Source organism: Pseudomonas sp. TMW22090, from assembly GCF_022496665.1.
Lineage (GTDB): Bacteria > Pseudomonadota > Gammaproteobacteria > Pseudomonadales > Pseudomonadaceae > Aquipseudomonas > Aquipseudomonas gregormendelii.
Map to the genome: position 1 here is coordinate 100,258 of NZ_SCFH01000006.1, position 13,529 is coordinate 113,786.

The 13,529-nt window shown below is 60.8% G+C and carries 11 protein-coding genes; all 11 read left to right on the forward strand.

The features are described 5' to 3' along the window. The first annotated feature begins 100 nt into the window (after positions 1–100). Positions 101–727, forward strand: coding sequence for a biliverdin-producing heme oxygenase (locus EQV97_RS17800; RefSeq protein ID WP_225569445.1), 627 nt, complete (start codon positions 101–103; stop codon positions 725–727). 66 nt (positions 728–793) lie between these two features. Continuing rightward, complete coding sequence (locus tag EQV97_RS17805) at positions 794–1,195, forward strand: YbaN family protein (RefSeq protein ID WP_122840163.1); 402 nt, start codon at positions 794–796, stop codon at positions 1,193–1,195. Positions 1,196–1,463: 268 nt separating this feature from the next. Next, a complete protein-coding gene (locus tag EQV97_RS17810) occupies positions 1,464–3,602 on the forward strand; it encodes a methyl-accepting chemotaxis protein (RefSeq protein WP_122840162.1) in 2,139 nt (712 codons plus the stop codon). Between the two features lie 168 nt (positions 3,603–3,770). Beyond that, a complete protein-coding gene (locus tag EQV97_RS17815) occupies positions 3,771–4,130 on the forward strand; it encodes a DUF5064 family protein (RefSeq protein ID WP_045058212.1) in 360 nt (119 codons plus the stop codon). A 189-nt stretch (positions 4,131–4,319) separates the two neighbouring features. Next, complete coding sequence (locus tag EQV97_RS17820; RefSeq protein WP_045058213.1) at positions 4,320–5,828, forward strand: sigma-54-dependent transcriptional regulator; 1,509 nt, start codon at positions 4,320–4,322, stop codon at positions 5,826–5,828. Between the two features lie 448 nt (positions 5,829–6,276). Then, complete coding sequence (gene gcvH, locus EQV97_RS17825) at positions 6,277–6,660, forward strand: glycine cleavage system protein GcvH (RefSeq protein ID WP_122840161.1); 384 nt, start codon at positions 6,277–6,279, stop codon at positions 6,658–6,660. A gap of 11 nt (positions 6,661–6,671) precedes the next feature. Beyond that, positions 6,672–9,539, forward strand: coding sequence for an aminomethyl-transferring glycine dehydrogenase (gcvP, locus tag EQV97_RS17830; protein WP_225569448.1), 2,868 nt, complete (start codon positions 6,672–6,674; stop codon positions 9,537–9,539). A 201-nt stretch (positions 9,540–9,740) separates the two neighbouring features. Further along, on the forward strand, positions 9,741–11,117 hold the full coding sequence (locus EQV97_RS17835) for an L-serine ammonia-lyase (protein WP_240889377.1): 1,377 nt from the start codon (positions 9,741–9,743) through the stop codon (positions 11,115–11,117). 42 nt (positions 11,118–11,159) lie between these two features. After that, entirely contained in the window at positions 11,160–12,284 is a 1,125-nt protein-coding gene (gene gcvT, locus EQV97_RS17840; RefSeq protein ID WP_122840158.1) for a glycine cleavage system aminomethyltransferase GcvT, read from the forward strand. 392 nt (positions 12,285–12,676) lie between these two features. Beyond that, entirely contained in the window at positions 12,677–12,889 is a 213-nt protein-coding gene (locus EQV97_RS17845) for a cold shock domain-containing protein (protein ID WP_003175786.1), read from the forward strand. Positions 12,890–12,985: 96 nt separating this feature from the next. Next, positions 12,986–13,474: an RDD family protein gene (locus tag EQV97_RS17850; RefSeq protein WP_045058218.1), complete on the forward strand. Its 489-nt coding sequence runs from the start codon at positions 12,986–12,988 to the stop codon at positions 13,472–13,474. Positions 13,475–13,529 lie beyond the last annotated feature (55 nt).

The following is a 13,529-nucleotide window of genomic DNA, read 5'->3' on the forward strand; positions in this document are numbered from 1 at the left end:
TTGAAGAAAGGCGCAGTGAGATTTTTTACTCGACCGTGACTGCTGGTTCGTCTAGTTCATAACAAAATGACCAGTACTGATTTCTCAAGGAAAGAACGACATGTCTGCACAAACTTCGACTTCCGAGGCCAGCCCGGTGATGATTCCACGCTCCCAGCGAGTCCGGGAACTGACTCACGACCTGCACAAGAGCCTGGAAAACACAGTCGCCGAATTTGCCCCCACCGATACGCATGCCGGCTTCGCCCGGTTCGTCCAGATGCAATATTTGTTTCAATCGGAAATCCAGGGGTTGTACCAGGACCCGGAGCTGATCAAGCTCTTTCCCGACTTGCCGGAACGTTGCCGGGTAAAAGCGGCAGAGGCAGACCTGGCCGACTTGGGTTCGAGTATCCCTGAAGCAGTCCCGGGTGCGCTGCAGTCCCCTGCGTTTGCGGAGGCCCTGGCCTGGGTCCGGGTGTCCGAAGGCTCGAAACTGGGTGCCGCCATACTGTTCAAGCAAGCTGTCGGCCTGGGCTACAGTGAGACCCGGGGTGCGCGGCACCTGGCGGAGCCAGCAGGCGGCCGCGCGCGGGGCTGGAAAGCATTCAATGCCATCTTCGACAGTTTACAGTTGAGCGCCGAAGAAGAAGCTCAGGTGGATAAGGCATCCAGAGATGCCTTCGCTCGTCTGGAGTTGCTGCTCCGGACAGTAGGAAAAAGTCAGGTGAAGGCTCAGACCGTTTAAGCTGCCCCCTGTTGACGGCAAAAAACCGGTCGTTGAAGCGGCCGGACCTCTTACCTGATATTGGTCATGACTCAACCTCCAGCCTCTACTTCAAAACTGTCCCGCATCCTGTTTGGCATGCTCGCCTATATCAGCCTCGGAATCGGCCTGATTGCGATTGTGGTGCCCGGCCTGCCCACCACCGAATTCATCCTGCTCGCTGCCTGGGCCGCTACCCGAAGCTCCCCACGCCTTAGCGCCTGGCTGGAGAACCACCGCCTGTTCGGCCCGATGCTCCGCAACTGGCGCAACGGCAAAATCATCACCCGTCGCGCCAAAGTCAGCGCCACCCTGAGCATGTTGCTGTGTGCCGGGTTGATGCTGGTGATGCTCGATCACGGCTGGCCGATCTACCTTGCCATCGCCGGGATGAGCCTGGGCAATCTGTGGATCTGGTCGAGGCCCGAGTCCCTGGCACAACCTTCCTGAAAGACCGAGTCCTGCCCATCGCCAGCAGGCTGGCTCCCACAGGTGTCCGCCACAGTGACCTGGTTCAACGTGGGAGCGAGGCTGCTCGTGATAGCGAGCTTCCAGACACCCCGTAAACCCTCGCAAACGCTTGCGCTGACCGTTCATCGGCTTTTGCTCATGCAAAGCTTTCCTACGCCGATGCCTCTCCCATGGCGCTGAATGGACTTGGCGAACCGGGTCGATCCCGACCCACAGCCAAAACCTCATCCATTCGCGAGTTCGCCTTATGTTCGACTCTCTCTCCATCCGCCTGAAAATCGTGCTGCTGTCCGGCCTTTGCCTGCTGGGCGTGATTGCCTTGATCGTGGGCATGAATATCTACCAGACCAATCAGAACGACGAACTGGTCAGCGCCTCCAGCAGCAAAATGCTCACCGACAGCGTGCAGAATCTGCTGCAAGCCAAAGCCGCCGAGCAAGCGGTGCGGGTGCAGAAGACCTTCGGCGAGAGCCTGACGGTGGTTACGGCATTGGCGGATCAGATCAAGGACCTGCGCAACATGGCGGCCAAACGGTCCCTGGACGCGGGGGCTGTGCGTGAGGAATTGAACCAGAGCCTGCGAACCGCCTTTGAGCGCAACGGTAAAGTGCTGGGGTTCTGGCTGGCATTCGAACCCAACGGCCTGGACGGCAAGGACAGCGAATTTGCCAACGACGCAGCGCGCCAGTCCAACGAGGCCGGGCGATTTGCCAGTTACTGGAGCCGTGCCGGTGGTGCCGGGATCAACACGATCATGGTCGAAGACGACATGACCAAGACCACCCTCAACATCAACGGCACGCCCTATAACAGCTGGTACACCTGCCCTCGCGACAGCAAGCGAACCTGCCTGCTGGACCCGTATGCCGATACCGTCAACGGCAAGGAAATGCTGATGACCACCATTTCCGTGCCGCTGCTGGTGGATGGCACAACCATTGGCGTGGTCGGTGTGGATATCGCCCTCGATGCCCTGCAAGCCGCCGCTGTCGAATCCCAGCGCGACCTGTTCAACAGCGCCGGGCACATGCTGATCGTCTCCGGCAGTGGCGTGCTCGCGGGTTACAGTGTTGACGCCAGCAAGGTCGGCAAAAGCATCGCCGACACCCTGGGCACCGATGGCAAGGAAGTGCTGCAGTTGCTCAGCGCTGGCACAGCGAAAATCCTCGAGCAGGGCGAACTGATTCGCGCCGTGTATCCGGTCAGCCCGATTGCCGATTCCAAGCCCTGGGGCGTGGTGATCGACCTGCCGAAAAGCGTACTGCTGGCCGATTCGGTAAAGCTGCAAGCGGTACTCGATGAGGCCCAGCAAAGCGGCACCATCAAAGCCGTGCTGGTGGCTGTGGCGGCAGGCCTGGTCGGCCTGTTGCTGATATGGCTCACCGCCTCGGGCGTGACCCGGCCGATCAACAGCGTTGCCCAGATGCTCAAGGCGATTGCCAGCGGCGACGGCGACCTGACCCAGCGTCTGCAGTACAGCAAGAAAGACGAACTGGGCGAATTGGTCAGCTGGTTCAACCGCTTCCTCGACAAGCTGCAGCCGACCATCGCGCAGATCAAACAGAGCATTACCGATGCGCGCGGCACGGCCGACCAGTCTTCGGAAATTGCCCGCCAGACCAGCGAAGGCATGCAGGTGCAGTTCCGCGAGATCGATCAGGTTGCCACCGCGTCCAATGAAATGAGCGCCACCGCCCACGACGTCGCCAACAGTGCCTCCAATGCGGCCAACGCCGCCAAAGGCGCCGACCAATCGGCCCGCGATGGCATGCAGATCATTGAGCGCAGCACCCGCGACATCAATCAACTGGCCGACGAAGTCAGCAAGGCGGTCACCGAAGTCGAAGCGTTGGCGGTCAACAGCGAGCAGATCGGTTCAGTGCTGGAAGTGATCCGCAGCATCGCCGAACAAACCAACCTGCTGGCCCTCAACGCCGCCATCGAAGCCGCCCGCGCCGGCGAGAGTGGCCGTGGTTTTGCGGTGGTGGCTGATGAAGTGCGCAACCTGGCCAAACGTACCCAGGACTCGGTGGAAGAAATTCGCAGCGTGATCGAACGTATTCAGACCGGCACCCGAGGCGTGGTTGCCACCATGCACTCGAGCCAGACCCAGGCCCACAGCAACGCTGGCCAGATCCAGCAAGCGGTCCAGGCCTTGAGCAAGATCAGCGACGCGGTCACCGTGATCAGCGACATGAACCTGCAAATCGCCAGCGCCGCCGAGCAGCAAAGCGCCGTGGCCGAAGAGGTCAACCGCAATGTCTCGGCCATCCGCACCGTGACCGAAACCCTGACCGGGCAAGCGACCGAATCGGCACAGATCAGCAGCCATCTCAATTCGCTGACGACCCATCAGATGAAGCTGATGGATCAGTTCCGCGTCTGACCGGCCCCTGTGGGGGTGAGCCTGGAAATACTCGAACGAGCTCGCTTTACTGGAAATATCGCGCTGTTCGGTCCACTCTCGGACAGCGAAACGATTATCCAGGCCCCTGCCGGCGCTCCCGCCTGCGCGGCGACACCTGGCATTACCAACTGATACGGAGAGATGCCAATGGCTACGTTCGAGCCCGGTCACCTGCATATCGAGCGCACGGCGCTGAACAAGGATGACTACAGCTACGCGCTGAGCATCGACTATGAAGTGACCCAGGACCCCAAGGAAGGTGAAGGCATGCTGTTCAAGATGCATGGCTCGGTGCAGGGCAAGGAACTGCAGGAAGAGTTTTTCCTGCCCAAGGACCAGGCTTTCGATTTCGCCCGCCATGCCACTCGCCTGGCGCAAAAGCATGGCCTGCCCAAGGACGCCGGCATTGGTACGGTGCACAAGGCGTACGACCTGATGTTTGAAGACGTCCGGGCACAGCTCGACGTCAAATCCGGCGACCCGGTCAAACCCGAACACCTCGAATAACCGGCACAGCCCTGCAGGAGTAAAGCTGTAATGGAGGCCTGTGGGAACAAAGCAAGCTTTGCTCCCACAGGCCAATGCACACCAGGCAACCTTTGCTTCTGACGGGCCGCGATATCAGTCCAGGATTTCACCTGCAGCCCTGGCCAAGGCATACTTGCCACCCTCCGCACGCCAGAACCCCATCGCCCCATGCGCATTCACGTCAGCTTCATCGACCGAGTCGGCATCACCCAGGAAGTTCTGGCGTTGCTCGGTGGGCGCAACCTCAACCTGGATGCGGTCGAAATGGTGCCGCCCAACGTCTACATCGACGCTCCGACCTTGAGCCCGGAAGTACTTGAAGAGCTGCGCGATGCGCTGTTCAGCGTGCGCGGCGTGCAGGCCGTGACGGTGGTGGACATCCTGCCTGGCCAGCGTCGGCACCTGCAGCTCGATGCCTTGCTGGCCGCCATGACCGACCCGGTGCTGGCGCTCGACAGTGCGGGCAATGTATTGCTGGCTAACCCGGCACTGATTGCCCTGTATGGTCGCGAACCTGCCGGGGAAAGCGTGGCGGAGCTGTTTGCCGACCCGGCGCTGCTCGACGCGTTGCTGGAGCACGGCTTTCGCCTGCCGCTGCGCGAGATCACCGTCAACGGCCAGACCTTGCTGCTCGACGCCACGCCCATTACCGACGCCGGTGCGTTGCTGACCCTGTATCAACCCAACCGCATCGGCGAGCGCCTGTCAGCGCTGCACCACGACCATGCCGAAGGCTTTGATGCGCTGCTCGGCGAATCTCCCGCCATCCGCACCCTCAAGGCCCGTGCCCAGCGCGTGGCGGCCCTGGATGCCCCCCTGCTGATCCAGGGCGAAACGGGCACCGGCAAGGAACTGGTCGCACGCGCCTGCCACGCCATCAGCGCCCGTTACAGCTCACCTTTCCTGGCGCTTAACTGCGCGGCATTGCCGGAGAACCTCGCCGAAAGCGAACTGTTCGGCTACGCCCCCGGCGCATTCACCGGAGCGCAACGAGGCGGTAAACCGGGACTGATGGAACTGGCCAACCAGGGTACGGTGTTTCTCGACGAGATCGGCGAGATGTCTCCCTACCTGCAGGCGAAACTGTTGCGCTTTCTGAATGACGGCAGCTTTCGGCGAGTCGGTGGTGACCGCGAAGTGAAGGTCAATGTGCGCATCCTCAGCGCAACCCACCGCGACCTGGAAAAAATGGTCAGCGAAGGCTCGTTCCGCGAAGACCTCTTCTATCGCCTGAATGTCCTGAATGTCGAAGTCCCGCCGCTGCGTGAGCGGGGCCAGGACATCCTCCTGCTGGCCCGTTACTTCATGCAGCAGGCCTGTGCACAGATCCAGCGTCCGGTGTGTCGCCTGGCGCCCGGGACTTATCCGGCGCTTCTGGGCAACCGCTGGCCAGGCAACGTACGGCAGTTGCAGAACGTGATTTTCCGCGCCGCTGCCATTTGCGAGAGCAGCCTGGTGGACATCGGCGACCTCGACATCGCCGGCACCTCGGTGGCGCGCCAGAGCGACACCGAAGTCGACAGCCTGGAGCAGGCCATGGACGAGTTCGAGAAAACCCTGCTGGAAAAACTCTACGTCAGTTACCCCTCGACCCGGCAGCTCGCCAGCCGCCTGCAGACCTCCCACACGGCGATCGCGCATCGACTGCGCAAGTACGGCATCCCCACCAGGCAGTAGCAGTCGCTGAATGCTCCGGCCTGGCCCCCATCCTGTAGGAGCTGCCGAAGGCTGCGATCTTTTGACGTTGTTACTGTGTTGCCTGCGACAAGATCGCAGCCTTCGGCAGCTCCTACGGGACGAATTCCAATCGGAAGGCTTCTAACCTGCCTGGAAACGACCTCCAGCCGTACTGAAAGCGCTACAGCGGAACGATATCGCTACAACCGTCCCCAGCCACCGGTGTGCAAGGCTTTGATACAGATAGCCTTTTTTCCACGCCCCAAGCTGTAGCGATTTCGCTACACTCAAATCATTCCCCGCTGTCTTAAAATCACGCAACTAACTGTTTTATATAGCCTTTAAAACATTGGCCGCGATTTTGCTTATTACCCCTGCATAAATCAGGGCTAACGCCCAAGCATTCAATCGCGTCCACCAGACGAGTCTGGCCCCCTTAGGAGTTTCCATGAGCGAGTTGCGTTTTACTGAAGATCACGAATGGCTGCGCACCGAAGCTGACGGCAGCGTCACAGTCGGCATCACCGCCTTCGCGCAGAACGCCCTGGGCGACGTGGTTTTCGTACAACTGCCAGAGCTGCAGTCCTACGAAAAGGGCGCGGAAGCGGCCACCGTGGAGTCGGTAAAAGCGGCCAGCGGCGTGTACATGCCCCTGGACGGTGAAGTGTTGCAAGTCAACCCGGCGCTCGACAGCAGCCCTGAACTGGTCAACGAAGATCCAATGGGTGAAGGCTGGTTCTTCCGCTTTCAGCCAACCGACGCCTCTGCCGTCGCCAAACTGCTGGATCAGGACGCTTACGACCGTCTGATCAAAGCCAACGCCGAAGCCTGAGGAGCGCCGACATGACTCAAGTAAACCCTGCCGTTGTAACCACAAGCACCGCCAACGAATTCATCGCGCGCCACATCGGCCCGCGCGCCGGCGATGAGCAAGCCATGCTCAACAGCCTCGGTTTCGACTCCCTGGAAGCCTTGAGCGCCAGCGTGATCCCGGAAAGCATCAAGGGCACCAGCGTGCTCGGCATGGACGACGGCCTGAGTGAAGCCGACGCCCTGGCCATGATCAAAAGCATCGCCGGCAAGAACCAGCTGTTCAAGACCTTCATCGGCCAGGGCTACTACGGCACCCACACGCCGTCGCCTATCCTGCGCAACCTGTTGGAAAACCCGGCCTGGTACACCGCCTACACCCCGTATCAGCCAGAGATCTCCCAGGGTCGCCTCGAAGCATTGCTCAACTTCCAGACGCTGATCAGCGACCTGACGGGCCTGCCGATCGCCAACGCTTCGCTGCTCGATGAGGCCACCGCTGCAGCCGAAGCCATGACTTTCTGCAAACGCCTGAGCAAGAACAAAGGCAGCCACGCGTTCTTTGCATCGGTTCACTGCCACCCGCAGACCCTCGACGTGCTGCGCACCCGCGCCGAGCCTCTGGGCATCGACGTGGTCGTCGGCGACGAGCTTGAGCTGACTGACGTGACGCCGTTCTTCGGCGCACTGCTGCAATACCCGGCAAGCAACGGTGATGTCTTTGACTACCGCGCACTGACCGAACGCTTCCACGCCGCCAACGCTCTGGTGGCGGTTGCCGCTGATCTGCTGGCCCTGACTGTGCTGACCCCGCCAGGCGAATTCGGCGCCGACGTAGCCATCGGCAGCGCCCAGCGTTTCGGCGTGCCGCTGGGCTTCGGTGGCCCGCACGCAGCGTACTTCTCTACCAAAGATGCATTCAAGCGTGACATGCCGGGCCGCCTGGTCGGCGTTTCCGTCGACCGTTTCGGCAAACCGGCCCTGCGCCTGGCCATGCAGACTCGCGAGCAACACATCCGCCGCGAGAAGGCCACCTCGAACATCTGCACAGCGCAGGTTCTGTTGGCCAACATTGCCAGCATGTACGCCGTGTATCACGGTCCAAAAGGCCTGACGCAGATCGCCAAGCGCATTCATCACCTGACTGCGATCCTCGCCAAAGGCTTGAGCGCGCTGGGGCTGAACGTCGAGCAAGAAAACTTCTTCGACACCCTGACCCTTAACACTGGCGCCAACACCGCCAAGCTGCACGACCAGGCGCATGCGCAGCAGATCAACCTGCGCGTCGTCGATGGCGAGCGTCTGGGCCTGTCCCTTGACGAAACCACGTCGCAAGCTGATGTCGAAACCCTGTGGGCCCTGTTCGCCGACGGCCAGGCGCTGCCGGACTTCGCCGCCCTCGCTGCTGCAGTGGTCAGCACCATCCCGGCTGCGCTGGTTCGTCAATCGCCGATCCTGAGCCACCCGGTATTCAACCGTTATCACTCGGAAACCGAGCTGATGCGCTACCTGCGCAAGCTCGCCGACAAGGACCTGGCCCTGGATCGCACCATGATCCCGCTGGGTTCTTGCACCATGAAACTCAACGCTGCCAGCGAAATGATCCCGGTGACCTGGGCTGAATTCGGCGCCCTGCACCCGTTCGCCCCGGCCGAGCAAAGTGCCGGCTACCAGCAACTGACCGACGAACTGGAAGCAATGCTCTGCGCCGCGACCGGCTACGACTCCATTTCCTTGCAGCCGAACGCCGGTTCTCAAGGTGAATATGCCGGGCTGCTGGCTATTCGCGCTTACCACCAGAGCCGTGGCGAAGACCGTCGCGACATCTGCCTGATCCCGTCGTCTGCCCACGGCACCAACCCGGCGACGGCCAACATGGCCGGCATGCGCGTGGTCGTGACCGCCTGCGATGCCCGCGGCAACGTCGACATCGAAGACCTGCGCGCCAAGGCCATCGAGCATCGCGAGCACCTTGCGGCGCTGATGATCACCTACCCGTCGACCCACGGCGTTTTCGAAGAAGGCATCCGCGAAATCTGCGGCATCATTCATGACAACGGCGGCCAGGTGTACATCGACGGCGCCAACATGAACGCAATGGTCGGCCTCTGCGCACCGGGCAAGTTCGGCGGCGACGTCTCGCACCTGAACCTGCACAAGACGTTCTGCATCCCTCACGGTGGTGGCGGTCCGGGCGTTGGCCCGATCGGCGTCAAATCGCACCTGACCCCGTTCCTGCCGGGTCACGGCACCATGGAGCGTAAAGAAGGTGCGGTCTGCGCGGCACCGTTCGGCAGCGCGAGCATCTTGCCGATCACCTGGATGTACATTCGGATGATGGGCGGCGCGGGCCTCAAGCGTGCTTCGCAGCTGGCGATCCTGAATGCGAACTACATTTCCCGTCGCCTCGAAGAGCACTATCCAGTGCTTTACACCGGCAGCAATGGCCTGGTAGCCCACGAATGCATCCTGGACCTGCGCCCACTCAAAGACAGCAGCGGCATCAGCGTCGATGACGTGGCCAAGCGCCTGATCGATTTCGGCTTCCATGCACCGACCATGTCGTTCCCGGTCGCTGGCACCCTGATGATCGAACCGACCGAAAGCGAATCCAGGGAAGAACTGGACCGCTTCTGCGACGCCATGATCCGCATCCGCGAAGAAATCCGCGCAGTGGAAAACGGCACGCTGGACAAGGACGACAACCCGCTGAAGAACGCTCCGCACACTGCGGCGGAACTGGTCGGCGAGTGGACTCACCCGTACAGCCGTGAGCAGGCGGTCTACCCTGTAGCGTCGCTGATCGAAGGCAAATACTGGCCACCGGTCGGTCGCGTCGACAACGTGTTCGGTGATCGCAACCTGGTGTGCGCCTGCCCGTCGATCGAAAGCTACGCTTAAACCAATGAGGGGCGGGTGCGCCTGCTCCTCTTTCTCAAGAACACCACAAAATCTGTGGGAGCTGGCTTGCCTGCGATGGCGGCCTGTCAGACAGCGTCGATGGCGACTCAACCAACGCCATCGCAGGCAAGCCAGCTCCCACAGGACCGTGTCCAGTTAAAAATTCCGCCAATTCCCATAACAAGAAACCGGAGAACAACCATGGCTTTAAGCGTGTTCGACCTGTTCAAGATTGGCATCGGCCCCTCCAGTTCCCACACCGTCGGCCCAATGCGCGCTGCCGCGCGTTTCGCCGAAGGCTTGCGCCGTGAAGGACTGCTGGCTGCAACCGCCTGCGTCAAGGTCGAGCTCTACGGCTCACTCGGCGCCACCGGCAAAGGCCACGGCAGCGACAAGGCCGTATTGCTCGGGCTGGAAGGCGAACACCCGGACACCGTGAACACCGAAACCGTCGCTGCTCGCCTGCAAGAGATTCGCGGCAACGGTCGCTTGAACGTGCTGGGTGAACACAGCATCGCGTTCAACGAGAAAGAACACCTGGCGATGATTCGCAAACCGCTGCCGTATCACCCCAACGGCATGATTTTTCGTGCATTCGATGCGGCCGGTTTGCAAACCCGCAGCCGCGAGTACTACTCGGTAGGCGGCGGGTTTGTGGTCGATGAGGATGCAGCCGGGGCCGACCGCATTGTCGAAGATGCCACCAAACTGACGTTCCCGTTCAAGAGCGCCAAGGACCTGCTGGGGCATTGCGCAACCTACGGCCTGTCGATCAGCCAGGTAATGCTGACCAATGAAAGTGCCTGGCGACCTGAAGCCGAAACCCGCACCGGCCTGCTGAATATCTGGCAAGTGATGCAGGATTGCGTGGCCGCCGGTTGTCGCAACGAAGGCATCCTGCCCGGTGGTTTGAAGGTCAAGCGTCGCGCTGCGGCGCTGCATCGGCAATTGTGCAAAAACCCCGAATCGTCCTTGCGCGATCCGCTCTCGGTACTGGACTGGGTCAATCTGTATGCCCTGGCGGTCAACGAAGAAAACGCCAACGGCGGACGAGTCGTGACGGCGCCCACCAACGGCGCGGCGGGGATTATCCCGGCGGTGCTGCATTACTACATGCGCTTCATTCCTGGCGCGAACGATGACGGCGTGGTGCGCTTCCTGCTCACCGCAGCGGCCATTGGCATTCTGTACAAGGAAAACGCCTCGATCTCCGGTGCCGAAGTCGGTTGCCAGGGCGAAGTTGGAGTGGCCTGCTCAATGGCGGCCGGAGCCTTGTGCGAAGTCCTCGGCGGCAGCGTGCAGCAAGTGGAAAACGCGGCGGAAATCGGCATGGAACACAACCTCGGCCTGACCTGCGACCCCATCGGCGGCCTGGTGCAAGTGCCTTGCATCGAGCGCAATGCGATGGGCTCGGTCAAGGCCATCAATGCGGTCCGCATGGCCCTGCGCGGTGACGGGCAGCACTTCGTCTCTCTCGACAAGGTTATCCGCACCATGCGCCAGACCGGCGCCGACATGAAAAGCAAATACAAGGAGACCGCCCGCGGCGGTCTGGCGGTCAACATTATCGAGTGCTGATGCGCGCGCATTGGCCTCTGCACATTTTTTCAGGAGCAAAACATGTCCACCGAACAATTGCTGACTACCCCCCTGCACGCCCTGCACATCGAACTAGGCGCGCGCATGGTGCCGTTCGCCGGCTACGACATGCCGGTGCAATACCCGCTGGGCGTGATGAAAGAACACCAGCACACCCGCGACCAGGCCGGGTTGTTCGATGTCTCGCACATGGGCCAGATTCGCCTGACCGGCGCCAAGGCAGCCGAGGCCCTGGAAACCCTGGTACCGGTAGACATCATCGACTTGCCGGTGGGCATGCAGCGCTATGCGATGTTCACCAACGAGGCCGGAGGCATTCTCGACGACCTGATGGTCGCCAACCTGGGTAACGACGAATTGTTCCTGGTGGTCAACGCCGCCTGCAAGGACCAGGACCTGGCGCACCTGCGCAAGCACATCAGCGAGCAGTGCACCATCGAGCCGCTGTTCGAAGAGCGTGCGCTGCTGGCCTTGCAAGGCCCCGCCGCCGTGACCGTCCTGGCGCGCCTGGCGCCTGAAGTGGCCAAGATGACCTTCATGCAGTTCACGCGCGTCCAGCTGCTGGGCGTGGAATGTTTCGTCAGTCGCTCGGGCTACACCGGCGAAGACGGTTTCGAGATCTCCGTGCCGGCCGCGAATGCCGAAGCCTTGGCCCGCGCCCTGTTGGCCGAGCCGGAAGTGGCCGCGATCGGTCTGGGGGCTCGCGACTCCCTGCGCCTGGAAGCCGGCCTGTGCCTCTATGGCCACGACATGAACACCGAGACCACCCCGATCGAGGCGAGCCTGCTGTGGGCCATCTCCAAGCCGCGCCGTGCCGATGGCGCACGGGCCGGCGGTTTCCCGGGCGCCGAAAACATCTTCGCGCAACAACAGGGCGGCGTCAGCCGCAAACGCGTAGGCCTGCTGCCGCAAGAGCGCACGCCGGTGCGCGAAGGCGCGGAAATCGTCAACGACGCGGGCGAGATCATCGGCAGCGTCTGCAGTGGCGGTTTTGGACCGACCCTGGGCGCCCCTCTTGCCATGGGTTACCTCGACTCGGCGTACGTCGCGCTCGATACGCCGGTCTGGGCGATCGTGCGTGGGAAAAAGGTGCCTTTGCTTGTAAGCAAAATGCCATTTGTTCCACAACGCTACTATCGCGGCTGATTGACTGTTTCTATAAGTAACGTGGCTGCGCTAACACTGCACTAATCTGTAACGCAGCCGCCATAAAACAGTGCAACCGTTCGATAATGAACAGTGCTTATAACAGTCGAAAACAATTGAACAGCGCTATCGTATAAGCCTGCACTAACACCTTCACTAACAGCTTCAGAACCAAGCAAACCGGGCCCCTCACAGGGGCTTGTTTTTTATTGGCCAGTTGGCGTAGAGTTTGTTCACTGTGTTTGCATGGGTCGCTTGGAATCGTGACCTGGGCAGTAGCCTACAAGTTAGCTACATCCCGTTCGACGTCTTCTTACTCTCCTGCAACCAGCCCCAGTACTCTTTCATGAGAAAGAGGCTGTCATTAATTTTTGCGTCAAAGGAAATAAGAAATGTCCCAACGTCAGAGCGGTACCGTCAAGTGGTTTAACGACGAGAAAGGTTTTGGTTTTATCACGCCAGAAAGCGGTCCGGATCTGTTCGTGCACTTCCGCGCTATTCAGGGCAACGGCTTCAAGAGCCTGAAAGAAGGCCAGAAAGTGACCTTCGTTGCTGTGCAGGGCCAAAAAGGCATGCAGGCTGACGAAGTTCAGGCCGAAGCTTAATCTTCTGTAACGAAAAAGCCCCTGATGCTGACATCAGGGGCTTTTTTGTGCGCGCAAATCCGTAAAATGAGTTCTTTTCCCGCCGAGACCCCTGCCATGTCGAAACACCTGCTGAAGCCCCAGGGCGATTTTCCCGCCGCTGGCCTGGGTCGTCGTCTGGCAGCGATGTTCTATGACTTCCTGCTATGCACCGCGTTGCTGATTGTCACCAGCGGAATCTACAAGATGATCCAGATGGCAATCATCGGCGAGGAGCGGATGCGCACGCTGACTGAAGCGGGAGCACTGGACGGTGATCCGCTGCTTTCAACCCTGCTGCTGTTCGTGCTGTTCGGTTTTTTTGCCAAGTTCTGGACCTGGTCGGGTCAGACCCTGGGCATGCAGGTGTGGGGCATTCGGGTGCAGAACGCCGACGGCTCATCCATCAGCCTGTGGCAGGCGCTGCTGCGCTTTGTGGTCTCCATCGCCTCACTGCTGTGCGTGGGTCTGGGTTTCATCTGGTCGCTGTTCGACAAGCAGAAGCGCAGCTGGCATGACATGTATTCCGAGACGCAGCTGGTGCGAATCCCGAAGAAACAGAGGTAAGCGCATAAAAAAGATCGCAGCCGTCGGCAGCTCCTACAAGGTTTGTGAGCACCTG

Bases quoted from the DNA above. Each gene is read 5' to 3' on its own strand.
- EQV97_RS17835 (WP_240889377.1), top strand. From the start codon at position 9,741: ATGGCTTTAAGCGTGTTCGACCTGTTCAAGATTGGCATCGGCCCCTCC.
- EQV97_RS17845 (WP_003175786.1), top strand. From the start codon at position 12,677: ATGTCCCAACGTCAGAGCGGTACCGTCAAGTGGTTTAACGACGAGAAA.
- EQV97_RS17800 (WP_225569445.1), top strand. From the start codon at position 101: ATGTCTGCACAAACTTCGACTTCCGAGGCCAGCCCGGTGATGATTCCA.
- gcvT (WP_122840158.1), top strand. From the start codon at position 11,160: ATGTCCACCGAACAATTGCTGACTACCCCCCTGCACGCCCTGCACATC.
- EQV97_RS17850 (WP_045058218.1), top strand. From the start codon at position 12,986: ATGTCGAAACACCTGCTGAAGCCCCAGGGCGATTTTCCCGCCGCTGGC.
- gcvP (WP_225569448.1), top strand. From the start codon at position 6,672: ATGACTCAAGTAAACCCTGCCGTTGTAACCACAAGCACCGCCAACGAA.
- EQV97_RS17815 (WP_045058212.1), top strand. From the start codon at position 3,771: ATGGCTACGTTCGAGCCCGGTCACCTGCATATCGAGCGCACGGCGCTG.
- EQV97_RS17805 (WP_122840163.1), top strand. From the start codon at position 794: ATGACTCAACCTCCAGCCTCTACTTCAAAACTGTCCCGCATCCTGTTT.
- EQV97_RS17820 (WP_045058213.1), top strand. From the start codon at position 4,320: ATGCGCATTCACGTCAGCTTCATCGACCGAGTCGGCATCACCCAGGAA.
- EQV97_RS17810 (WP_122840162.1), top strand. From the start codon at position 1,464: ATGTTCGACTCTCTCTCCATCCGCCTGAAAATCGTGCTGCTGTCCGGC.
- gcvH (WP_122840161.1), top strand. From the start codon at position 6,277: ATGAGCGAGTTGCGTTTTACTGAAGATCACGAATGGCTGCGCACCGAA.